The following is a 20,194-nucleotide window of genomic DNA, read 5'->3' on the forward strand; positions in this document are numbered from 1 at the left end:
TGTCCAGAAATGGGCGACCAGGATCCCTTCGGTTTCCTTCCCACTTCGACCATAACACTGAACAAACACACAGGATCCCAGGGTCTCCGCGACGCCGCTTCGCGGCTGCTCCGCCCTGGGATGACGAAGCTGTCAGGCCCGCACCTCAGCTCAAAAATACCCTTTCGAACGCCTGCTTGCCCGGCGGCGAAAACACCACCGCGCGGCTGTCCTTTTCGCGGCGCGCCCATTTTTCCAGGAGAATCTTGTCGAGGATGGCGGCGCCCAGCGTGCCGGCGAGGTGCGAGCGGCGCACGCTCCAGTCGAGGCAGGCGCGGCACACCGGCCGGCGTGGCCTGGTGTAGACATCGATGCCGATCGCCGCGAAATGCGACGCCGCCGATGGTCCGAGCCTGATCTCGTTGTCGTTGCGGACCAATATGTTTTTATCGACGAGGCGGTCGAGCATCGCCACCGCCTGTTCGCCGGCGAGATGATCGTAGCAAACGCGTGCCACGCGCATCGCGCCATCGCGCGGGCCCGGCCGCACGCGCTTGGGACCAACGGCTTCAGCGACACCGGTGATGGCTTCGATCATGCCTGCGACCTGCGGGCCGGCGAGACCGTAATAGCGATGCCTTCCCTGGCTGGCCAAGGTCAGCAACCCGCCCTCCATCAGTTTCGACAGATGCGAGGAAGCGGTCGGCAAGGAGACGCCGGCCTCCAGCGCCAGTTCGCTCGCAGTCAGGGCCGTGCCGCCCATCAGCGCGTTCAGCATGTTGGCGCGGGCTGGATCGCCAACCAGGCTGGCGATCCGGGCAATGTCTGGTCCTTCACGCATAGTTCGGTCCTTATCGAAGCATTCTCGCCAGGTAACCACTATTCTGGCTTCAGCTCAAGCAGCCGGCGACGCAAGCGACGACGGCTCGTGACACCAGACTGCTTAGCACATCGAAGTGAAGGACGTTTCGACCGTGCTCGAAGCGTCGATGCAAGAACCCAAGGAGACGACCATGACCATAACCTGCTTCATCCGCTATGAGATCGACCCGTTCGGCAAGGCCGCCTTCGAGGAGTATGCCCGCAACTGGGGCCAGGCCATTCCGCGCTGCGGCGCCGACCTGATCGGCTATTTCGCGCCCCATGAGGGCTCGGCGACGACGGCCTACGCCGCCTACAACATCGACAGCCTGGCCGCCTATGAAGCCTATCGGGCGCGGCTTGCCGCGGACCCCGCCGGCAAGGCAAACTATGAGTTCGCCCGCCGTGAAAGGTTCATCGTCAAGGAGGATCGCATGTTTCTCAAGAACGTCTCTGGACCGCACGCGCCATTGGTGAAGCTATGATCGCCGTTATCTTCGAGGTCGAACCGGCGGCAGGCAAGCGCGATGCCTATCTCGGCATCGCCGCCAATCTGCGTCCCTTGCTCGACGGCATTGACGGCTTCATCTCGATCGAACGCTTTCAGAGCCTGGCCGACCCGAAACGCGTCTTGTCACTGTCGTTCTGGCGCGACGAGGACGCGGTGAAGGCCTGGCGCAACACCGAAGACCATCGGCAGGCGCAACAGGCCGGCCGCGGCGGTATCTTTGCCGGCTATCGACTTCGCATCGCCCATGTGGTGCGGGATTATGGGCTGACGGAACGGGACGAGGCGCCAGCGGACAGCCGGGCCGTGAATGGGTGAGTGGCTTGGCGCGGCAGCGCTCAAGCATTCCCGATCAGCACGCCGGCCGCGAACACCAGCGCACCGCCCAGCACCACCTGGAAGGCGGCGCGCAGGAATGGCGTCTGCATGTAGCGGTTCTGGACGAAGGCGATGGCCCACAATTCGAAGAACACCACCACAGCGGCAACGGCTGTCGCGGTCCAGAAATGCGGAATGAGATAGGGCAATGCGTGGCCCAGACCGCCGGCTGATGTCATGACGCCGGTGGTGATGCCGCGTTTTATCGGCGAGCCGCGGCCCGAGAGCTTGCCGTCATCGGAAGCGACTTCAGTAAAACCCATGGAGATGCCGGCGCCGATCGATGCGGCAAGCCCGACCAGGAAGGTCTGCCAGGTGTCATGCGTGGCAAAGGCCGCGGCGAAGATCGGCGCCAGCGTCGACACCGAACCGTCCATCAGGCCGGCCAGGCCCGGCTGCACATAAGTCAGGATGAACTGGCGCTGCTCGGCGGCGGCCTCTTCATCCTTCACGTCGCCGGGCACATGCTTCTGCTCCAGCCGCTGCGCCAGGGTCTCGTGACCCTGTTCGGCTATGGCGAGGTCGTCGAGAAGTTTCCGCGTCGAGGCATCGGTGGTGCGCTTTGCTGCCTCGACGTAGAACAGATAGGCCTGCCGCTCCATCGCCTCGGCCTGGCTGCGCACATGCTCGATGCCGAGCGGCCGTACCAGCCAATCGGGCTTGCGCTCATAATAACCCTTCACATGCTCGCGCCGGATCAGCGGGATGCGCTCGCCGAACCGCTTGCGGAAGAGCTCGATCAGCACGTCGCGATGGCCGTCCTCCTCCTCGGCCATCTCCTCGAACACTTTCGCCGACTGCGGGAAGTTTTCCGACAGCCCATCGGCATAGGCGCGGTAGATGCGCCCGTCATCTTCCTCGGACGAAATGGCAAGCGCCAGGATCTCCTGTTCGGAAAGCGAGTCGAAGGAGCGGCGGCCGAAGCCGAAAACGCGGGAAAGCATGAGGAAATCACCCTAGTTTAGAATAGTTCTAAACTAGGGTTTGGCGTGCGCCTGGTCAACCGCACTGGAGGTCGCGGAGTCAAGAATTGTTGATGCATTCCTCCAGTCCGAGCTCTTCATTATTGGCAAAGGTTACCCTATATAGCTGAACCTAAGACAAGAACGAGGACCAACGCATGACGAAGCCGCACGCAGGGCATTTCGACCCAAAACCCGTTCTCGACCTCATTGCCAGCATCGAAGCCGATCTGCAGCGGCTGAAGGGTCTGGTCGAGCAGCAGATCGAAAAATTCGACCCGGCCAATCCACACAACAAGGCTCCGGACGGCAAGCTGACCGAAGAGGGGGTGGAGTGCTGCTACCGCATGTTCGACGAGGGCAAGTCGCGCTATTCCGTTTCACAGCAGATGAGGATTTCTTTCGCCGCCGCCACGCATCGCTTCAACAATTGGCGCAAGCTCGGTGGGAACAAGAGGCAACGGACGTTGCTTGGCTAAATTGGATGGACGCCACGGCTGCAGCCGTGACGTTGGCGACCATGACGCCCGACTTTGTATCGGTCACATCTTTTCGTTGGCATCGCGCGGCCCTTTGCGTGCACCATGGCGCGATTGCATCGCCACAGGACCCGCCATGACCAGCCTCCCCGGCATCGCTGACATCCACGCCGCAGCCGCCCGCCTCTCCGGCCTGATCGTCGAAACCCCGCTGATCGAATCGGCCGAGTTGAACAAGCGCTTCGGCGGCCGCATCCTGTTCAAGCCGGAGACGCTGCAACGCACCGGATCGTTCAAATTCCGCGGCGCCTACAACAAGCTGTCCTCGCTGAGCGAGGACGAGCGCTCCCGGGGCGTCGTCGCCTTTTCCTCGGGCAATCATGCACAAGGGGTCGCGGCGTCGGCCGCCATGTTCGGCGTCAAGGCAGTCATCGCCATGCCGGCCGACGCGCCGGCGATGAAGATCGGCAATGTCCGCAAGATGGGCGCGGAGGTGGTGCCGTTCGACCGTTTTCGCGACGACCGCATGACCGTGGTCCGTCCCTACATCGACAGAGGCATGGTGCTGGTGCCGCCCTTCGATGATCCGGCCATCATTGCCGGGCAAGGCACGATCGGCCTCGAACTGATACGCCAGGCCAGGGCGCTCGGTGTCAGCCTCGACGCCGTCGTCATTCCCTGTGGTGGCGGCGGCTTGTCGAGCGGCATTTCGGTCGCGGTCAAGGATGCATCGCCAGGCACCGCGGTCTGGGCGGTGGAGCCCGAGCATTTCGACGACACGCGGCGCTCGCTTGCCGCCGGCGCCCGGGTTTCGAACGATCCGGGCCATAGCTCGATCTGCGACGCGATCCTGACGGCAGAGCCGGGCGCCATCACCTTCGCGATCAACCGCAAAAACCTCGCCGGCGCCATTGCCGTCTCCGACATGGCGACGGCGCAGGCGATGCGCGATGCCATGGCCTATCTGAAGCTGGTGGTCGAGCCGGGCGGCTGCGTCGCGCTGGCGGCGCTGTCTTCGGGCGAGATCGAACTGTCGGGCAAAAGTGTCGCCGTGGTGCTGTCCGGCGGCAATGTCGATTTCGGCACCTATGCCGAGATCATGGCGGCCGCCTGATCGCCCTGTCCTCTGCGCATCGCCGCGCGGCCCGCGGATTGCCCTCCAATGACCGGCCGGCGCGCGAGCGCCGGTCAATCCAGCGTGCGCCTGAAGCGCAACAGCGCGGTGCCCGCGAAGACCAGCACGAACACCACCAGCCAGCCGATCTCGGCGGCGATGGCATGGAAGTCGGCGCCCTTCAGCATGACCGCGCGGGTGATGCGCAGGAAATGCGTCAGCGGGAAGATTTCGCCCAGCGCCTGAGCCCAGCCCGGCATGCCGCGATAGGGGAACATGAAGCCCGACAGGAGCAGCGACGGCAGGAAGAAGAAGAAGGTCAGCTGCATCGCCTGCATCTGCGAGCGGGCCATGGTCGAGATCGTGTAGCCGAGCAGCACGAGCGACAGCACGAAGACAAGCACCGACGACAACAGCAGCGTCAGGCTGCCGACGAACGGGATATCGAAGAGCAGCTTCGCCGCCACCAGCACCACCGCAACCTGCACCGCGCCGACGACAAGGAAGGGCAGCACCTTGCCCAGCATGATCTCGGCCGGGCTGGACGGCATGGCGAGCAGGTTTTCCATCGTACCACGCTCGGTTTCACGGGTCAGTGCCATGGCCGTCATCATCACCATGGTCATCTGAAGGATGACGCCGAGCAGGCCGGGCACGATGTTGTATTGCGAAATGCCTTCGGGATTGTAGCGCCGGTGTACCACCACCTGCAGCTGCTCCTTGGCGTTTTCGGCTGCCGCAGCCTGCATGCCCTGCGCGCGCAGCAGCGCCTGGCTCGCCACCGTGCTCAAGGTTGAGACGGCACCGCTCGCCGCCGACGGATCGGTTGCATCCGCCTCGATCAGGATCTGCGGATTGTCGCCGCGCTCGACCCGGCGGCCGAAGTCGGCCGGGATGGTGACGACGAACGAAACGTCGCCCCGCGCCATCAGGAATTCCGCCTCTTCGGCGCTCGCGGTGACATGGTCGAAACGATAGTAGCCCGTCACCTGCAGCGCGGAAACCATGGCGCGCGTATACTGGTCGTTGCTCATCGCCACCAGCGCCGTCGGCAAGCCTTTCGGATCGCTGTTGATGGCAAAGCCGAACAGAACCAGCTGCAGCAGCGGCACGCCGAGCATCATGGCGAAGGTGATGCGGTCGCGCCGCATCTGGATGAATTCCTTGATCAGCAGCGCGCCAAGTCGGGCGAAGGAAAAGACACCGTTCATGCCATATTGTCCTTCGAACCCGACATGAACTGGATGAAAACGTCCTCCAGGCTGGTTTCGCCCGGCGCCACCGTCACGCCCTTGTGCTCCTTCTCGACACCGGCAAGCGCTGCTTCGAGCTTCTTCCTGTCGGAACCGACGACATGCAGCGTGGCGCCGAACGGCGCCACCTGGTCGACACCGGGGCGGTCGTGCAGCTCTTGCGCCAGCTTGGCGAGTTGCGGGCCCTGCACCACGAAGGTGGTCAGCCCAGCATTTTTCACCACTTCGGCGACGGTGCCGGTGGCCAGCATCTTGCCGTAGGAGATGTAGCTGATGCGGTGGCAGCGCTCGGCTTCGTCCATGTAATGGGTGGAGACCAACACGGTCAGCCCGCCGCCGGCAAGGCGATGTATCTCGTCCCAGAATTCGCGCCGTGCCTTCGGGTCGACGCCGGCCGTCGGCTCGTCGAGCAGAAGCAGTTTAGGCTTGTGCATGATGCAGGCGGCGAGCGCCAGCCGCTGCTTCCAGCCGCCGGATAGCGTGCCGGCCAATTGGTTGCGGCGCGAGGTGAGGCCGAGTTCTTCCAGTGTCTTCGCGACATAGTCCTCGACCGGTTTCAGCCGGTAGAGCCGCGCCACGAATTCGAGGTTCTCGCCAATGGTCAGATCCTCGTAAAACGAGAATTTCTGCGTCATGTAGCCGACTTCGCGCTTGATCCTGAGCGACTCGGTGCGGATGTTGAAACCCAGCACCGTGCCTTCGCCCTCGTCCGGCGTCAGCAGGCCGCACATGATGCGGATGGTGGTGGTCTTGCCGGAACCGTTGGGGCCGAGGAAACCGACGATCTCGCCTTCGGCGACCGACATCGTCACATGATCGACGACGGTCTTGTCGCCGAACCGCTTGACCAGGCCGTGAACGTCGATGGCGTTCATCTGGCCGTTTCCGCGAGATCGACGTCGACGATCTGGCCGGGTTGCAGCGGGCCGGCATCACCCTCCGGGCGGGCCTCGACGAGATAGACCAGCTTCTGCCGGTTCTCCAAGGAATAGATCACCGGAGGGGTGAATTCGGGATCGGGCGAGACATAGCTGACGCGCGCCTTCATGCCCTCGCCGCAGCCGTCGCAATGGACATTGAGCAGACTGCCGATCTTGACCGAGGAGAAGGCGGCCTCCGGCATGTAGACGCTGAGCTTTACAGCGCCGTCGGGCAGCATCGAGACGACCGGCGCGGTCGGGCCGGCCGTGTCGCCGGGATTGCGGATGACGTCGTTGACGCGGCCGGGCGAGGGCGCCGCGAGCGTGCGCTTGGACAGCCGCCACCGAGCCTGCTCCAGCGCTGCCTGGGCCTGCTTGACCTGATTGTCGGCGGCTTTGATCGTCTCGGGCCGCGCCGGCAGGCCGCCGACGGCGAGATTGGCCTCGGCCTGGCCGACCTGGGCGTTTGCCGTCTCGAGCGTCGCCGAGGCGGTGTCGTAATCGGCCTGCGTGCCGGTGCCACGCTTGAACAGATCGGCGGCGCGGTCGTATTTGCGCTTGGCGTCGTCGGCCTGCGCCTTGGCCATGTCGACCTGCGCCTTGAGGGCCGCGATTTCTTCCGGCCGCTTGCCGACCTGCAGGTCGGCAAGCTGCGCCTGCGCCTGGGCGAGGCTTGCCTCGGCCTGCGCCACCGCGATCTTGGCGTCGGCGCTTTCCAGCGTCACTACCGTCGTGCCGGGGGTGACGCGATCGCCGCGCTTCACGGTAACCGTATCGACCTGTGCCACCTCGATGGGCGCCAGGAGCACATAGTCGCCTTCGACATAGCCGACCGCGAGTGGAGCGGCGGGGGCGCAGGCGCCGAGGAGTTGCGCGGCAAGCGGCAAGGAGCAGAGGAGACTCATCGTTTTGATCCCATCCGGGAGGCCAGTATGGCATTGAGGTTGTCTGATACGGCGGACACCACCTTGACCGCCTCGGCGGCGCCGATGTCGTGCCAGCCCATGCGGCGCATCACCGCCTCGCGGCCGATGCGGAAATAGATGACCTGGCCGATCAGCGTGAACACGGTGAGCCGGGTCCGCTCGCTTTCGGCCGGTTCGCCGGTCGCCTGCTCCCAGATCATGCACAGCCGGCGATGCGTCGGCTCGAACACGCCGTCATAGATGCGGTCGAGGGCCGCGGTGGGATGCGACAGTTCGCGCAGCACGAACTGGACGATCTCGCCGGCCTGCGGCTGCGCCACGATGAAGCCGACCATTCGCTCCAGCGCGGCGAAGAGCTGCAAGCGTGCCGCCTCCGGATCGCTCGCCGCCGCGGCCGGGCCATTGCCCAGCGCCTGGCCGGCAACCGTCTGGATGGTCTCGACGATATAGTCGGCGGCAGCAGTGCGAAGGCCTTCCTTGCCGCCGAAATGATAGGCGATCGAACCGATATTGGCCTGCGCCTCCGCCGCGATCTCGCGGGTCGACGTGCCATCGAAACCCTGCCGGCCGAACAGTTTCAGCGCCGCCCGCACCAGCGCGGCGCGCGTCAGATCCGCCGGAGAGGTCTCGCGACGAGTATTTTGGGCGTCAGGCGATTTGATCATACCGCCTCTTTAATCAATCGATTGATTAAAGTCAACTTGTGTTCGGAGTTGTCTTGCTATCGCCCGCAGCAAACGCTTTAGTCGCGGCCATGGCCAAGGAAGTCGAGCGCAAGTTTCTGGTCTCCAGCCCCGCATGGCGGGATCTGGTCGAGGCGGATATCCGCATTCTCCAGTTCTATCTAGCCGCCGCGCCCGGGCGGACAGTGCGCATTCGCATCAGCGACGGCGCTTCCGCCAAGCTGACGCTCAAGTTCGGCAGCGGCGCGCGCGAGCGCGACGAATTCGAATATCCGATCCCGCTTGCCGATGCGATGGAGATGCTGGACTTCGCCATCGGACGTGTCATCGAGAAGACACGCCACCATGTTAGGCACCGCGGCTATCTCTATGAAGTCGACGTCTTTGACGGCGCACTGGCGGGACTGGTGGTGGCCGAACTCGAGACGCCGGAAGACGTGCCGGACGAAATGCTGCCTGACTGGCTCGACCGTGAAGTGACCGGCGAGCAGAAATTCTACAACGCGTCGCTCGCCCTCGGGGGGATACCGGAGATCGCCGCATGAGCTTTCGCATCGACCCGCGCCTGCCGCTGACCGGCGAGGTCAGGCGCATCCTGGCCGAGGAAATCCGCAAGGCGCTCCAGCATCTGGATGCGGCGCGCAGCCGGCCGGAACAGGCGCTGCACAAATGCCGTAAGCGGCTGAAGAGCGCGCGTGCCTTGCTGCGTTTGGTTCATTCCGGCGACGAAACATTCTGCGCGACAGAAAATCAATGGTATCGCAACGTGGCGGAGCTGCTTGCCGGCCCGCGCGAGGCGACGGCGCTGATCGAGACCCTCGACCGGCTCGCGGCAGGGTTTCCCAAGGAGAGCGCCGATGGCGGGCTCGATGCGGTGCGTGACAGGCTGATCGCCCGCCAGCACGATCTGCATGAAGGCGCCGGCCTCGAAGCGGCGATCAGCGCCGCGAAGGCCGCTTGCGAAGACGGCATGAAGCGGATCGAAAGCCTTGCCTTGCCCGACCAGCCGGAACAGGCCGCCGACGTGCTTGCCGAAGGCGCCCGTGTCACCTTGCGCCGCGCCAGGAGGGCGCTCGACAGAGCCGGCACGCGTGGCGAGGCCGATGATTTCCACGATTTGCGCAAGGCGGCCAAGACGCATGGCATGCACCTGTCGCTGCTGGGCAGGCTTTGGCCGACGCCGATCAAGGCGCGGCGCAAGGCCGTCGATAGACTGGGCGAGCGGCTCGGCGAATTGCATGATCTGTTCGTCATGCGCGCGCTGCTGGAGGCGGCCGACGAGCCGCTTGGGCCACGCGAGGACACGAAGCTTCTCGGCAAACTTTTGAAGCGTTCGGAAAAGAGCCTGAGGAAATCCTGTCTTGCCGAAGCCGCCGAGCTGTTCGGCGACAGCCCCAAGCATCAGACGAAGAAGCTGGCTCGCAAGGCGCGTGACGATCTCGCCGGCACTTCGTCCACGGAGGATCTGGGCGCCACCGCCAATTGACCGCTGCTGGCGCCCGGGCGCCTGTGTATGGTAATCGCCGTAAGGCATGACCGAGCCCGGCGACACGCTCCTGGACCGACTTGGCCGCTGGCTCGCCGGCCGGCTGCAGGAGGAGTCCTCCGGCTATGAACCCTACACGCCGTCGGATCCTGAAACGCTGCGCCGCACGCTCGAACCCGGCGACATCCTGCTGATCGAGGGCAACCAGAAGATATCGGCGGCGATCAAGTATCTTACCCAGTCGACCTGGTCGCACGCGGCCTTTTATGTCGGCGACAGCTTGCCCGAGCCGGAAGACGGCGCGGAGCGACCGCGGCTGATCGAGGTCACGATGGGCGACGGCTGTGTCGCCGTACCGTTGTCACGCTATCGCACCTACAACACCCGCATTTGCCGCGCGAGCGGGCTGGCGCCCGAGGACCGCGACAAAATCGTGGCATTCATGATCGGCAAGCTCGGCCTCAAATACGACCTCAAGAACATCTTTGACATGCTGCGCTATTTCCTGCCGACGCCGCCGGTGCCGGTGCGCTGGCGCCGCCGCATGCTGGCCTTTGGTTCCGGCGACCCGACACGCGCCATCTGCTCGACGCTGATTGCCGAGGCTTATGGCCAAATCCGCTATCCGATCCTGCCCGAGATCACCCGCGCGCCCGGCCGTGCCTCGGCGCAGTCGAACTATTCGCGCAAGGAAATCCTGCACATCCGCCACCATTCGCTCTACACGCCGCGCGATTTCGGCCTGTCGCCGTTTTTCCGCATCGTCAAACCGACGCTGGAATATGGTTTCGACTACCGGCAGATGGTCTGGGACGACAAGGCCGCCGACGCCACGACGAGGGCCGGCGGGTAGCAGCCCTTCAAGCCGGAAGCGGGCGCCGTCCTTTCGCGGCGGACTGCCCCGGCGTCCGTGCCCCGGCATCGCGGGGATGTGGACCGATCGGCATGATCGCGGGAAATGGCGTCGCCCCGAAAGCGAACGTAAATTTGTAGCCGGTGAGCCCGTCCTCGGGCGTCGTATGCTGGTCGTGATGGGCGAGCAGTTTGACCCGCTCGGCCAGCTCTTCCGCCTCGCGCCGCACCATCTGCGCCGTCTGTGGCCGCATCCGCCTGGAGAAGCTGACGAACGTCGCCTCCTTCTCGATATGGCTGATGGCCCAACCGATGAAGTTCTTGTTGGTCATCTCGAAAAGCGGCCTGAGCGGCCCTTCGAAATTCCACTGGATCGGCGTTTCGACCAGCAATCTTGCCGACAGACCCCGACCGAGCGCGATCAGTCCGAGCTCCTCGAGGTCGCGCAGGTAGAGGAACATCGAGGCTTCGCTCAGGCCTTGCGAGCGCATGATGCCTTCAGGCGTGAACTTTTCCGACAGCATGACGAAGATGAACAACAGCGCCGGCCGGCCGGCGAGCCGACGCTCGATCTCCGGCGCGATGTGGTTGGCCGGCCCGGGGCCCCGGTTCATCGAGCCGAGCACGTTTTCCAGCTCGACGCCGGCGGCGGTGCAGATCTCGACCAGCCGGTCGAGCTTGCAGTTCTTCTCATGGAAGATGCGCTTCACGGTCGGCTCGGAAACGCCCATGCGTTCGGCGAGATCGCGATAGGTGACACCCTTCGCCTTAAGCGTCCGCTTCACCGCCTCGAAGATCAGACCGTTCATGGGATGCGCCTCCGCAAGGCAGTTTCGTATCGATATTCGATACTAGCGGTAATCGATCTTCCAGAAAAGTATCGAAAATCCTAGCTAGCCGTCTGTCATTACAGGAGACCAGCCATGAACCGTTTCATCCTCTCAGCCTTTGCCGCCATCATCGGCATCGCCGCCGCACCCGCCGCCCGGGCTGGCGAAATCTGGCGCGCCACCGGCCTCGAACAACCGGAATCGGCGCTGTTCGACGCCGACAACAACCGCATCATCGTTTCCAACATCGTCGGCAATCCGGGCGAAGCCGACGGCAACGGCTACCTCAGTGTGCTGTCCCTGGACGGCAAGACGATCACCCAGCACTGGACCGACGGCATGGACGCGCCCAAGGGCATGGCGATAGCGGGCGGCAAGCTCTACGTCGCCGACATCACCAAAGTCCGCGTCGTCGACCTGGCCAGTGGAAAGTTGATCGCCAGCATCGCGGTGCCGAACGCGGTGTTCCTCAACGACATGACCTCGGACCGGACAGGCAAGGTCTATGTCAGCGACATGCTGGCCGACACGATCTACCGCATCGACGGCGACCGGCCGGACCTGTTCGTCAGGGACGCGTTGCTGGCCTCGCCCAACGGCGTCTTCGCCGATGGCGACAGGCTGATCGTCGCCTCGTGGGGCAAGGGCATCAAGGCCGACTTCAGCACGGCGGAGCCGGGCGGGCTGCTGGCCATCGATCTCGCCAGCAAGGCGATCTCGCCGCTGCCCGGCGCGCAGAAATTCGCCGATCTCGACGGCGTCATCGCCATTGGCGACAGCATCTACGCCACCGCCTACATGACCGGCACGCTCTACCGCTATCATGCCGGCGGAACCCCGGAAGCGGTGGCGCATTTCAAGCCGGGCAGCGCCGACATCGGCACCGACGGCAAGTCGATCCTCTATGTGCCGCTGATGAACGAAGGCGAGGTCGCGGCGTTGAAGCTCGACTGAGTACCGACGCCTCGGGGTCGATCCGTGCGACCCGCTAACAGCCGTGGGATGGACCGTGCTACGACGGTTGATCCCACGGTAATGGTCAAGGAGGATTACCATGGACGACCGGGAAATCAGGGCGGCCCTGGATCGCCACTGGGCCGCCTCCGATGCCAATAACTTCGAGGTCGAACATGAGATCTACCGGGAGGATGCGGTGCTCGACTATCCGCAATCGGGCGAGCGCATCCGCGGGCGCCGCAACATCCAGTTGTCGCGCGCCGCGCAGCCGAACCGCAAGCGTTTCGCCGTACGACGGATCGTCGGCGCTGATGATCTCTGGATCACGGAATATGTGCTGACTTATGACGGTCGGCCCTCCTATACGGTGAGCATCATGGAGTTCCTCGATGGCAAGGTCGCGCGCGAGACGCAGTACTTCGGCGATCCGTTCGAGCCGGGGCCGTCGCGGGCGCACTGGGTCGAGCGGACGCCGTGAGTGACGGGCAGGATCATCAGCCGCTCGCCCGCTCGGAGTTGCCCGATGATACGACCGCTCTCGCCCGCTTCCTCATCGGCAGACTGGTGGTGCGCGACTTGCCTGAGGGCATGGTCAGCGGCCGCATCGTCGAGACCGAGGCCTATGTCGTCGGCGACGCCGCCGGACATGGCTTCAGGGGGATGACGCCGCGCAACCGGTCGCTGTTTCTCGAAGCCGGTCACGCCTATGTCTATCTCGCCTATGGCACTTCGATGATGCTGAATGTCTCGAGCCAGGCGCAAGGCACCGGCACCGGTGTGCTGATCCGGGCGCTCGAGCCGCTCGAAGGCATTGAAATCATGCGGGGGAACCGCGGCGTCGAGCGGTTGCGCGACCTGGCGCGCGGACCGGGACGGCTGGCCGCGGCATTGCGGATCGATCGTTCGCTCGACGGGATCGACCTCTGCCGGAAAGGGCCGCTATGGCTCGCGGGCGATGACGTTGAACCTGGTGAAATCGGCCAGGGCATCAGAATCGGCATTTCCAAGGATGCCGACCGTCTGCTGCGCTTCTATGTCAGGGACAGCCCATTCGTGAGCGGTCCAAGATCGCTCAACCGCTGAGCGACGGAGCTCCCACAATCCCCTGGGAAAGCAGGGCGCGCTTTCGATGACATTGGCCGCCGTCGAATCGGAGGCACGGCCATTATTGTGATGTTTCAAGTATCATTTGGCTGAGATGAAACATGCGGGATCACTCACTTTCACCAACCATTTTGCGCCGCTGCAGGACCCGCGCCACCAGCCAGCATAGCATCGCCCAGGCGAAGCCCGCGCACCAGCCTGCCAGCACATCCGAGGGCCAGTGGACGCCGAGATAGATGCGGCTGACGCCGACCAGCACCGTCGTCAGCACGGCGAGCGACAAGACGTAGATCTTCGTTGCCCGGCCAGGCAGAAAGCGCGCCGCGAGCGAACCGAGCGTGAGATAGGTCACCGCCGACAGCATGGCGTGGCCGCTCGGGAAGGAAAGCGACGTCTCGGAGACCAGATGCGAGACGAGTTCGGGCCGCGGCCGGTCGACGCCGACCTTCAGCAGGCTCGACAACACCTGGCCACCCGCCACGGCGACGAAGATGAGAAGAGCGGTCCAAGGCCTGCGGATCAGCATGAGATAGATGATCGTCGCCGCCGTGATCAGCACCAACACGCTTGGGCTGCCAAGGCTGGTGATGTCGCGTATCGCCCCTTCCAGCCATAGCGGGCCGATCGGGATACCGGGTTGGCCCGTCTGGCGGAAGGCAAGCAGGATTTCGGTGTCGAAGGCGTGTGGCGCGGTTGCCCGCGCCACTTCCATTAACTCCTCGAAGCCCCACAGCCCGCCGGCGATGACCAAGCCGGCCAGCAGCACCGGAAATTCGATCCGGTTGAGCAAGGTGCTTGCGATGTCTTTCATCGGGTTTATGCCGCGATCCTCATCTCGATTAACGGCCTTGCATATAGGGCCCGAGCGTGATCAGCGCCACGGCGGCGATCGCCAGCACGATACCGCTGGCCTGCAGCGCATTGACACGCTCGCCGAAGAAGACCAGCGCCACGACGTTGACCGAAACCAGCTGGATGACCGCCGACAGGCTGAAGGAAACGGACATGCCGAATTCGCGGATCAGCCGCAGCATGATCAGATTGCCCAGCGAATAGAGCGCCAGCGTCAACAGGATCTTGCCCAGGCTCGGTGCCAGTCCCCATTGCTTGGCGGCGGTCGCCGCCAGAACGAAGATCAGCGTCGAAAAGCCAAGCTGCAGCAATCCCGAAAAACTCAATGTCCGTCCCTTTCAAGGCGGCTGTCGCCGCATGTGCCGCGGACCTTGTTTCCGAAGCACGCCAAGACGTCAAGCGACGTCGTTTCAACGAAGGCCTTGGCAATGACGAGACTGAGGCTCAATGTACAGGGTGTCGCCCAGCTGTTATGGGAGGGGGCGGTCAGGGGCTTATGAAACGTATTCTGCAGAACTTGGCGCGGCGCTGGAGCGAGCTTTCGCTTGCCCTGCAATTCCTCGTTGCCGGCGGCTTCGGCCTTCTGGCAGTGATGCTCGTGGTGGGTTCCTGGGTGACGTCGCAGATCCGCGATGGCGTCATCCGCAATTCGGCCGCCACGACGGCGCTCTATGTCGACAGCGTGATCGCGCCGCTGCTGCCCGACCTGCGCAAGAACGAGCAACTCAGCGAGTCCGTCAAGCAGGCGCTCGACGAGACGCTCGGCCAGGGCGCGCTCGGCAAGCGCCTGGTCTCGTTCAAGCTCTGGCGCCGCGACGGCACCGTGCTCTATGCGAAGGAGGCTGACCTGATCGGCCGCCGCTTCGGCCTGACCGCCAACCTGCGGTCGGCCTTCCAGGGCAACGTCACCGCTCAACTCGATACGTTCGACGAAGATGAGGACAAGGAGCGGGCTCTCGGCGAGCCGCTGCTGGAGATCTACAATCCCGTGCGCGAACCCTGGTCCGGCGAGGTGGTGGCCGTCACCGAATTCTTCGAGGTAGCCACCGATTTCAAAGCCACGCTGGCATCCGCCCTGCTGTCGAGCTGGCTGGTCGTGGCCGGCACCACCTTGGCGGCTTTTCTGCTCTTGTCGGGCCTCGTGCTGCGCGCCAGCCGCACCATCGACGATCAGCGCGGAGCATTGCGCCGCCAGGTGTCGGAGCTGCAGGGCCTGGTGACACAAAACAGCGCCTTGCGGCAGCGTGTGCAGCGGGCGTCCCGCCGCGCCACCGCGCTCAACGAAAGATATTTGCGCCGGATCGGTGCCGACCTGCATGACGGACCGGCGCAGCTCGTGGCCCTGGCGGCGCTGCGCATGGACAGCCCAGTGTTTTCCGGCGACGGCCAATGGGGCGAAAGCCGCACGACCGAGGTTGCGATGATCCGCAAGACGCTTGAGGATGCGATGCGCGAAATACGCGGCATCTGCACCGGCCTCGTGCTGCCGCAGATAGAGGCGGCCGCCGCAACGGACATATTGCGGCTGGCCGTCGACGAACACGAGCGCCGGACGGGGACGTCGGTGGCGCTCACCCTGCCCAGGCAATTGCCCGAAACCGGCCCTTCCGAGAAGATCAGCATCTATCGATTCGTGCAGGAAGGGCTGAACAATGCCTATCGCCACGGACGGGCCAAGGATCAGGCGGTGCGGGCCGGGATGAAGAATGGCAGGCTTTTTGTCGAAGTGTCGGACGGCGGGCCGGGCTTCGATCCGGCACGGGTCGAGGGGCTGGGGCTCGCCGGCCTCAGGGAGCGGGTCGAAAGCATTGGCGGCCAGTTCGAGACCTTGACCGGAGCGCAAGGCACGCGATTGGTGATCCGTCTGTCGGTTGAGGAACAAGCATGATTGGTGTCATTCGCATCGCTATTGTCGACGATCATCCGCTGTTTCGCGAAGGCGTCACGCGCAGCCTGTCGGAACTCGGCGGCTTCGAGATCGTCGGCGAAGGTGCGACAGCGCAGGATGCCGAACGCATCGCCTCGACGATGCAGCCCGACATACTTCTGCTCGACATCTCCATGCCGGGCGGCGGCCTGGCCGCGGTCACAAGCATCCTTGCCGACCATCCCGCCCAGAAGATCGTGATGCTGACCGTTTCCGAGGCCAATGCCGATGTAACCAAAGCCCTTAACGCAGGGGTGCAAGGCTATATCCTCAAGGGTGTCGGATCGCGCGCGCTTTCCGACATCCTGCACAACGTGGCGGCGGGCGAGAGCTATCTTTCGCCCATGCTGTCGGCGCGGCTGCTTTCCGATCTCCAATCTCCGCAGCCTGCCGACGGCGTGGCGGACCGGCTGCGGCAACTGACCGAACGACAGACGGAAATCCTGCGGCTGGTGGCGGAGGGGCTCAGCAACAAGGAGGTTGCCTTGCGCCTGGAGCTGCAGGAGAAGACAGTCAAGCACCACATGACCGGGGTGCTGTCGAAACTCAATGTGCGAAACCGCACCGAAGCGGCGCTCATGATGCGCGAGTTGCGCGACCGGGACAGGAACCGCTCGTAGAGCGTTTCACCGTTTCGCGGAAACGGCGATCCGCTCTACTCCATGTTCTCAGGCAATCCGGACGGAAAACCGCTCACACTGTTCCTGGAATTGCTCCAGGGAAAGTCAGGCCCGCGCGTGGGCCGGACAAAACGAGGTCACCTCCGCCGGGGGCGGCGGAGGTGACGTGTGAAGCTGGTCATTGCCTGTTGACCAACCTCACAAGGCCTTGAGACGGCTGAAATCGGCCGGCGTGACCCGGCGGTCGATGATCGTGCGACCCAGCGCATCCTTCATCCTGAAACGGCCGTTCTCGATCTTTTCGGTCATGCCATTGGGATGCGTGACGGTGATCTTGCCGCCGTCCAAGCTGACCTTATCACCGGTCGCGGCATTGACATGGCTGGTGCTGGCGCCGCCCTCGCCGGTGCCAGATCCAGAGTCGGTGCCACTGCCGTCACCGCCGTCCGTTCCGGAATTGCCGCCGCTGCCATTGCCGTTGCCGTTGCCGCCACCGCTGTTGCCGCCGTCTCCATTGCCGTTGTTACCGCCGCTGCCGCTGTTGCCACCGCTACCGCCGCTGCCGCTGTTGCCACCGCTACCGCCGCTGCCGCTGTTGCCGCCGCTACCGCTGCTACCGCTGTTGCCACCGCTACCGCTACCGCTGCTGCTGCTGTTGCCGTTACTACCGCCGCCGTTACTGCCGCCGTTGCCGTTGCCGTTGCCGTTGTTGCCACCGCCATTGCCGCCCTTGGCGGCCTGTGCGGCGAGAGCGTCGATTCCGGGGGCGGAGCCGTGCAGGGAAATTCGATAGGGGGCGATGGCCAGCGCCAGGGCAGCCGCCGAAACAAGCGTCAGCCGGCCCCAACGGGCCGTGATCGATCCGTGCATCATGAATCTCCGTCGATTGAGCCGGCGCGCCCACCCCAACGTTGCAACCAGCAACATCGCCGAAAGCTGTAGTGACCGGAAGCGACCTCCGACCGTTGCGTTTGTCCTCCAGGACCTTTGGAAGCACAAGCTTGGACTAAAGTCCGATGTCATGGGTGACGGGCGGCCTCGCCCAGAACATTGGAGCTTGTAAGATGTCACGAAAATGTGATCGACCTGCCGTAAGGGTCCACAGGCAACACGCTCCAGCCACTCCAAAGCCAGAGGCCCTCATGACCGATCATCGCTCCCCCGACGCCCGCTTCCGCACCAGCCAGCTCGAGGAAAATGAAGGACCGGCCATCAACCCCACCGACAACCGAACCATGGGCGAAATCATCGCGGCGCGGTTCTCACGCCGGGGTTTTCTGAAGGGATCGCTCGCCGTCTCGGCGATCGCCGCGACCGTCAGCCCGCTGGCCATGATCGCCGCAGACGATGCCCGCGCCGCGGAAGGCTCTGCCTTCCAGTTCGACGAACTTCAGGCCGGCATCGACGACAAGCACCATGTCGCGCCGGGCTACGACGCCGATGTGCTGTTGCGCTGGGGCGATCCACTGTTCGCCGATTCGCCTGACTTCGACCCGACCAAGCAGTCGGCCGAAGCGCAGGCCAGGCAATTCGGCTACAACAACGACTATGTCGGCTATATCGCGATCGACGGCTCGGCCGAGCACGGCCTGCTGGTGGTCAACCATGAATACACCAACCCGCATTTGATGTTCCCCGGCATCGTTTCGATCGTCGAGAAGGACGGGAAGAAGAAGGCCGAGGTCGCGCCGCTGTCGAAGGAGCAGGTCGATGTGGAGATGGCGGCGCATGGCGGCACCATCGTCGAGATCCGCAAGGATGGTGGCAAATGGCAAGTGGTGCGTGACGGCAAGCTCAACCGCCGCATCACCTCCTCCACCGAAATGATGTTGTCGGGCCCGGTCGCCGGCCATGACCGCGTCAAGACCAAAGCCGATCCGTCCGGCACGAAGGTGTTCGGCACTTTCAACAATTGCGCCGGCGGCGTCACGCCGTGGGGCACTTATGTGATGGCCGAGGAGAACATCCACGGCTATTTCTCCGGCGAGCTGCCGGAAGGCCACGAGGAAGCCGCCAACTACAAGCGCCTCGGCATTCCGGAAGGCGCCTATGAGTGGGGCGCGCATTACGACCGCTTCAACCTCGCCAAGGAACCCAACGAACCCAATCGTTTCGGCTGGATCGTCGAGGTCGACGTCAACGATCCGACCTCGACGCCCAGGAAGCGCACCGCCATGGGCCGCTTCAAGCATGAGGGCGCCGAATCGATCGTCGCCAAGGATGGCCGCGTCGTCTTCTACCTGGGCGACGACGAGCGTTTCGACTATGTCTACAAATTCGTCACCAAGGGCAGCTTCAATGCCAGCGACCGCGCGGCCAACAAGGACCTGCTCGACGAGGGCACGCTGCATGTCGCCAAATTCGCCGAGGACGGCACGGTCGAATGGCTGCCGATCGTCTTCGGCCAGGGGCCGCTGACGGCAGGAAACGGCTTTGCCGGCCAGGCCGACGTGCTGATCGAGACGCGGCGCGCCGCCGATCTGCTCGGTGCCACCAAGATGGACCGGCCCGAGGACATCCAGCCCAACGCCGTCAACGGCAAGGTCTATGTCATGCTGACCAACAATTCGAAGCGCAAGGCCGATCAGGTCGATGCCGCCAACCCGCGCGCCGAAAATGCCTTCGGCCACATTATCGAGATCACCGAGGCCGATGGCGATTTCACTGCCGCCAAGGGCAAGTGGGAAGTGCTGCTGAAATGCGGCGATCCCTCGGTTGCCGATGTCGGCGCCACCTTCTCGACGGCGACGACAGCCAATGGGTGGTTCGGCATGCCCGATAATTGCGCGGTCGATTCGGCGGGTCGCCTGTGGGTCGCCACCGACGGCCAGGGCCCGAAGGCCACCGGCCGCACCGACGGCCTGTGGGCGGTCGACACGGAGGGTGCCGCGCGGGCGACCTCGAAGCTGTTCTTCCGCGTGCCGATCGGCGCCGAAATGTGCGGCCCGCTGTTTGCACCCGACGACCAGACCGCCTTCGTCGCCGTCCAGCATCCGGGCGATGGCGGCGAGGACTGGGACGGTTTTGGCCGCCCGTCCTATTATGAAGACCCGTCGACCCGCTGGCCCGACTTCAAGCCCGACATGCCGGTGCGGCCGTCCGTCGTCGCCATCACCAGGCAGGGCGGCGGCAAGATCGCGGTCTGACGCCAGCGAGGGCTCTCTGCATAAGGGGCCTTGGCAATCCAAGGTCCCTCGTTCTTGCGCGGAACCTTCAAGCCTCGGGAAAGATTGGCAATTTACACATGGCGCCCTAACTCCTCCTTCAGGAGACCGCCATGCCGAAGTCCATCTATGACCGTGGCTTGCTCAAGCCCGACGACGTCGCCAAATTGCAACGCGTTTTCGACGGGGCCTGCCGACGACGCGAAGCGCATCCCGAATCGGCCGAGGCGCGCGAACTCGCGCTCACCCTGCTTGCGCTCCACAATGCCGGCATGGTCGACGAGGACATGCTGATGGAAGCCGTCGGTTTCCGCCGGCTCGAACCGAAATCGGCCTGAT

The 20,194-nt window shown here is 64.2% G+C and carries 24 protein-coding genes; 14 read left to right on the forward strand and 10 right to left on the reverse strand.

Annotation, left to right across the window (positions count from 1 at the left end):
* Nucleotides 1–145 precede the first annotated feature (145 nt).
* A complete protein-coding gene (locus tag EB233_RS03965; RefSeq protein ID WP_064990866.1) occupies nucleotides 146–820 on the reverse strand; it encodes an ArsR/SmtB family transcription factor in 675 nt (224 codons plus the stop codon).
* Between the two features lie 172 nt (nucleotides 821–992).
* On the opposite strand from EB233_RS03965, the gene EB233_RS03970 reads away from it, so the two are divergent.
* Together EB233_RS03970 and EB233_RS03975 are read left to right on the forward strand one after the other, a co-directional pair.
* Complete coding sequence (locus EB233_RS03970) at nucleotides 993–1,325, forward strand: NIPSNAP family protein (protein WP_027054917.1); 333 nt, start codon at nucleotides 993–995, stop codon at nucleotides 1,323–1,325.
* Nucleotides 1,322–1,666 (forward strand): antibiotic biosynthesis monooxygenase family protein, encoded by a 345-nt coding sequence (locus EB233_RS03975; RefSeq protein ID WP_027054916.1) that lies wholly within the window; start codon nucleotides 1,322–1,324, stop codon nucleotides 1,664–1,666. The genes EB233_RS03970 and EB233_RS03975 overlap by 4 nt, the downstream gene beginning before the upstream one ends.
* Before the next feature lie 20 nt (nucleotides 1,667–1,686).
* Here EB233_RS03975 and mbfA read toward each other — a convergent pair whose 3' ends face one another.
* Nucleotides 1,687–2,670 carry an iron exporter MbfA gene (gene mbfA, locus EB233_RS03980; RefSeq protein ID WP_064990867.1) on the reverse strand — a complete coding sequence of 328 codons (984 nt, stop codon included), beginning with the start codon at nucleotides 2,668–2,670 and terminating at the stop codon, nucleotides 1,687–1,689.
* A 176-nt stretch (nucleotides 2,671–2,846) separates the two neighbouring features.
* On the opposite strand from mbfA, the gene EB233_RS03985 reads away from it, so the two are divergent.
* Both EB233_RS03985 and EB233_RS03990 read left to right on the forward strand, forming a co-directional pair.
* On the forward strand, nucleotides 2,847–3,167 hold the full coding sequence (locus EB233_RS03985) for a hypothetical protein (protein WP_064990868.1): 321 nt from the start codon (nucleotides 2,847–2,849) through the stop codon (nucleotides 3,165–3,167).
* 136 nt (nucleotides 3,168–3,303) lie between these two features.
* Nucleotides 3,304–4,281, forward strand: a complete 978-nt coding sequence (locus tag EB233_RS03990) for a threonine/serine dehydratase family protein (protein ID WP_064990869.1) — start codon at nucleotides 3,304–3,306, stop codon at nucleotides 4,279–4,281.
* Nucleotides 4,282–4,355: 74 nt separating this feature from the next.
* Here EB233_RS03990 and EB233_RS03995 read toward each other — a convergent pair whose 3' ends face one another.
* Genes EB233_RS03995 through EB233_RS04010 form a run of 4 tightly spaced genes read right to left on the reverse strand, consistent with a single transcriptional unit; the run spans nucleotide 4,356 to nucleotide 8,045 of the window.
* Nucleotides 4,356–5,492 (reverse strand): ABC transporter permease, encoded by a 1,137-nt coding sequence (locus EB233_RS03995; protein ID WP_027054912.1) that lies wholly within the window; start codon nucleotides 5,490–5,492, stop codon nucleotides 4,356–4,358.
* Entirely contained in the window at nucleotides 5,489–6,409 is a 921-nt protein-coding gene (locus EB233_RS04000; RefSeq protein WP_064990870.1) for an ABC transporter ATP-binding protein, read from the reverse strand. Before EB233_RS04000 ends, EB233_RS03995 begins: the two co-directional genes overlap by 4 nt.
* A complete protein-coding gene (locus tag EB233_RS04005) occupies nucleotides 6,406–7,359 on the reverse strand; it encodes an HlyD family secretion protein (protein ID WP_064990871.1) in 954 nt (317 codons plus the stop codon). Before EB233_RS04005 ends, EB233_RS04000 begins: the two co-directional genes overlap by 4 nt.
* Nucleotides 7,356–8,045, reverse strand: a complete 690-nt coding sequence (locus EB233_RS04010; protein WP_064990872.1) for a CerR family C-terminal domain-containing protein — start codon at nucleotides 8,043–8,045, stop codon at nucleotides 7,356–7,358. The genes EB233_RS04005 and EB233_RS04010 overlap by 4 nt, the downstream gene beginning before the upstream one ends.
* Before the next feature lie 89 nt (nucleotides 8,046–8,134).
* On the opposite strand from EB233_RS04010, the gene EB233_RS04015 reads away from it, so the two are divergent.
* From EB233_RS04015 to EB233_RS04025, 3 genes are read left to right on the forward strand one after another with little or no spacing between them, the layout of a single operon-like run.
* Complete coding sequence (locus EB233_RS04015; protein ID WP_064990873.1) at nucleotides 8,135–8,608, forward strand: CYTH domain-containing protein; 474 nt, start codon at nucleotides 8,135–8,137, stop codon at nucleotides 8,606–8,608.
* Nucleotides 8,605–9,549, forward strand: a complete 945-nt coding sequence (locus EB233_RS04020) for a CHAD domain-containing protein (protein ID WP_064990874.1) — start codon at nucleotides 8,605–8,607, stop codon at nucleotides 9,547–9,549. Before EB233_RS04015 ends, EB233_RS04020 begins: the two co-directional genes overlap by 4 nt.
* A gap of 46 nt (nucleotides 9,550–9,595) precedes the next feature.
* Nucleotides 9,596–10,402 carry a C40 family peptidase gene (locus EB233_RS04025; RefSeq protein WP_064990875.1) on the forward strand — a complete coding sequence of 269 codons (807 nt, stop codon included), beginning with the start codon at nucleotides 9,596–9,598 and terminating at the stop codon, nucleotides 10,400–10,402.
* Nucleotides 10,403–10,409: 7 nt separating this feature from the next.
* On the opposite strand, the gene EB233_RS04030 is transcribed toward EB233_RS04025, so the two are convergent.
* Nucleotides 10,410–11,210, reverse strand: a complete 801-nt coding sequence (locus tag EB233_RS04030) for a helix-turn-helix domain-containing protein (protein WP_064990876.1) — start codon at nucleotides 11,208–11,210, stop codon at nucleotides 10,410–10,412.
* A gap of 114 nt (nucleotides 11,211–11,324) precedes the next feature.
* Here EB233_RS04030 and EB233_RS04035 point away from each other — a divergent pair, with 114 nt between their 5' ends.
* The 3 genes from EB233_RS04035 (at nucleotide 11,325) to EB233_RS04045 (ending at nucleotide 13,271) form a co-directional block, all read left to right on the forward strand.
* The gene (locus EB233_RS04035; RefSeq protein WP_064990877.1) at nucleotides 11,325–12,185 is read left to right on the forward strand and encodes an SMP-30/gluconolactonase/LRE family protein; all 861 of its coding nucleotides are present in this window, start codon (nucleotides 11,325–11,327) and stop codon (nucleotides 12,183–12,185) included.
* Between the two features lie 100 nt (nucleotides 12,186–12,285).
* Nucleotides 12,286–12,666, forward strand: coding sequence for a nuclear transport factor 2-like protein (locus EB233_RS04040; RefSeq protein WP_064990878.1), 381 nt, complete (start codon nucleotides 12,286–12,288; stop codon nucleotides 12,664–12,666).
* Nucleotides 12,645–13,271, forward strand: a complete 627-nt coding sequence (locus tag EB233_RS04045) for a DNA-3-methyladenine glycosylase (RefSeq protein ID WP_064990879.1) — start codon at nucleotides 12,645–12,647, stop codon at nucleotides 13,269–13,271. Before EB233_RS04040 ends, EB233_RS04045 begins: the two co-directional genes overlap by 22 nt.
* A gap of 130 nt (nucleotides 13,272–13,401) precedes the next feature.
* Here EB233_RS04045 and EB233_RS04050 read toward each other — a convergent pair whose 3' ends face one another.
* Both EB233_RS04050 and EB233_RS04055 read right to left on the reverse strand, forming a co-directional pair.
* A complete protein-coding gene (locus EB233_RS04050) occupies nucleotides 13,402–14,103 on the reverse strand; it encodes a phosphatase PAP2 family protein (protein WP_064990880.1) in 702 nt (233 codons plus the stop codon).
* Between the two features lie 28 nt (nucleotides 14,104–14,131).
* Entirely contained in the window at nucleotides 14,132–14,470 is a 339-nt protein-coding gene (locus EB233_RS04055) for a hypothetical protein (RefSeq protein WP_064990881.1), read from the reverse strand.
* Between the two features lie 170 nt (nucleotides 14,471–14,640).
* Between EB233_RS04055 and EB233_RS04060 the strand changes: the two genes are divergently transcribed.
* Nucleotides 14,641–16,032 (forward strand): sensor histidine kinase, encoded by a 1,392-nt coding sequence (locus EB233_RS04060; RefSeq protein ID WP_064990882.1) that lies wholly within the window; start codon nucleotides 14,641–14,643, stop codon nucleotides 16,030–16,032.
* A complete protein-coding gene (locus EB233_RS04065) occupies nucleotides 16,029–16,691 on the forward strand; it encodes a response regulator (protein ID WP_064990883.1) in 663 nt (220 codons plus the stop codon). The genes EB233_RS04060 and EB233_RS04065 overlap by 4 nt, the downstream gene beginning before the upstream one ends.
* A 198-nt stretch (nucleotides 16,692–16,889) precedes the next feature.
* Here EB233_RS04065 and EB233_RS04070 read toward each other — a convergent pair whose 3' ends face one another.
* Nucleotides 16,890–17,561: a hypothetical protein gene (locus EB233_RS04070; RefSeq protein WP_064991218.1), complete on the reverse strand. Its 672-nt coding sequence runs from the start codon at nucleotides 17,559–17,561 to the stop codon at nucleotides 16,890–16,892.
* 272 nt (nucleotides 17,562–17,833) lie between these two features.
* Here EB233_RS04070 and EB233_RS04075 point away from each other — a divergent pair, with 272 nt between their 5' ends.
* Nucleotides 17,834–19,837: a PhoX family protein gene (locus tag EB233_RS04075; protein WP_064990884.1), complete on the forward strand. Its 2,004-nt coding sequence runs from the start codon at nucleotides 17,834–17,836 to the stop codon at nucleotides 19,835–19,837.
* Nucleotides 19,838–19,968: 131 nt separating this feature from the next.
* Complete coding sequence (locus EB233_RS04080) at nucleotides 19,969–20,193, forward strand: hypothetical protein (protein ID WP_027054895.1); 225 nt, start codon at nucleotides 19,969–19,971, stop codon at nucleotides 20,191–20,193.
* The last annotated feature ends 1 nt before the right edge of the window (nucleotide 20,194 follow it).

Origin of the sequence: Mesorhizobium erdmanii (genome assembly GCF_013170725.1) — a bacterium.
Lineage (GTDB): Bacteria > Pseudomonadota > Alphaproteobacteria > Rhizobiales > Rhizobiaceae > Mesorhizobium > Mesorhizobium erdmanii.

What these genes read in the sequence shown, in the direction of transcription:
- EB233_RS04000 (WP_064990870.1), bottom strand. Translation starts at nt 6,409, where the DNA reads ATGAACGCCATCGACGTTCACGGCCTGGTCAAGCGGTTCGGCGACAAG.
- EB233_RS04050 (WP_064990880.1), bottom strand. Translation starts at nt 14,103, where the DNA reads ATGAAAGACATCGCAAGCACCTTGCTCAACCGGATCGAATTTCCGGTG.
- EB233_RS04040 (WP_064990878.1), top strand. Translation starts at nt 12,286, where the DNA reads ATGGACGACCGGGAAATCAGGGCGGCCCTGGATCGCCACTGGGCCGCC.
- EB233_RS04025 (WP_064990875.1), top strand. Translation starts at nt 9,596, where the DNA reads ATGACCGAGCCCGGCGACACGCTCCTGGACCGACTTGGCCGCTGGCTC.
- EB233_RS04005 (WP_064990871.1), bottom strand. Translation starts at nt 7,359, where the DNA reads ATGAGTCTCCTCTGCTCCTTGCCGCTTGCCGCGCAACTCCTCGGCGCC.
- EB233_RS04015 (WP_064990873.1), top strand. Translation starts at nt 8,135, where the DNA reads ATGGCCAAGGAAGTCGAGCGCAAGTTTCTGGTCTCCAGCCCCGCATGG.
- EB233_RS03995 (WP_027054912.1), bottom strand. Translation starts at nt 5,492, where the DNA reads ATGAACGGTGTCTTTTCCTTCGCCCGACTTGGCGCGCTGCTGATCAAG.
- EB233_RS04010 (WP_064990872.1), bottom strand. Translation starts at nt 8,045, where the DNA reads ATGATCAAATCGCCTGACGCCCAAAATACTCGTCGCGAGACCTCTCCG.
- EB233_RS04035 (WP_064990877.1), top strand. Translation starts at nt 11,325, where the DNA reads ATGAACCGTTTCATCCTCTCAGCCTTTGCCGCCATCATCGGCATCGCC.
- EB233_RS03975 (WP_027054916.1), top strand. Translation starts at nt 1,322, where the DNA reads ATGATCGCCGTTATCTTCGAGGTCGAACCGGCGGCAGGCAAGCGCGAT.
- EB233_RS04075 (WP_064990884.1), top strand. Translation starts at nt 17,834, where the DNA reads ATGACCGATCATCGCTCCCCCGACGCCCGCTTCCGCACCAGCCAGCTC.
- EB233_RS04020 (WP_064990874.1), top strand. Translation starts at nt 8,605, where the DNA reads ATGAGCTTTCGCATCGACCCGCGCCTGCCGCTGACCGGCGAGGTCAGG.
- EB233_RS03985 (WP_064990868.1), top strand. Translation starts at nt 2,847, where the DNA reads ATGACGAAGCCGCACGCAGGGCATTTCGACCCAAAACCCGTTCTCGAC.
- mbfA (WP_064990867.1), bottom strand. Translation starts at nt 2,670, where the DNA reads ATGCTTTCCCGCGTTTTCGGCTTCGGCCGCCGCTCCTTCGACTCGCTT.
- EB233_RS03970 (WP_027054917.1), top strand. Translation starts at nt 993, where the DNA reads ATGACCATAACCTGCTTCATCCGCTATGAGATCGACCCGTTCGGCAAG.
- EB233_RS04065 (WP_064990883.1), top strand. Translation starts at nt 16,029, where the DNA reads ATGATTGGTGTCATTCGCATCGCTATTGTCGACGATCATCCGCTGTTT.
- EB233_RS03990 (WP_064990869.1), top strand. Translation starts at nt 3,304, where the DNA reads ATGACCAGCCTCCCCGGCATCGCTGACATCCACGCCGCAGCCGCCCGC.
- EB233_RS04080 (WP_027054895.1), top strand. Translation starts at nt 19,969, where the DNA reads ATGCCGAAGTCCATCTATGACCGTGGCTTGCTCAAGCCCGACGACGTC.
- EB233_RS03965 (WP_064990866.1), bottom strand. Translation starts at nt 820, where the DNA reads ATGCGTGAAGGACCAGACATTGCCCGGATCGCCAGCCTGGTTGGCGAT.
- EB233_RS04070 (WP_064991218.1), bottom strand. Translation starts at nt 17,561, where the DNA reads ATGCACGGATCGATCACGGCCCGTTGGGGCCGGCTGACGCTTGTTTCG.
- EB233_RS04030 (WP_064990876.1), bottom strand. Translation starts at nt 11,210, where the DNA reads ATGAACGGTCTGATCTTCGAGGCGGTGAAGCGGACGCTTAAGGCGAAG.
- EB233_RS04060 (WP_064990882.1), top strand. Translation starts at nt 14,641, where the DNA reads ATGAAACGTATTCTGCAGAACTTGGCGCGGCGCTGGAGCGAGCTTTCG.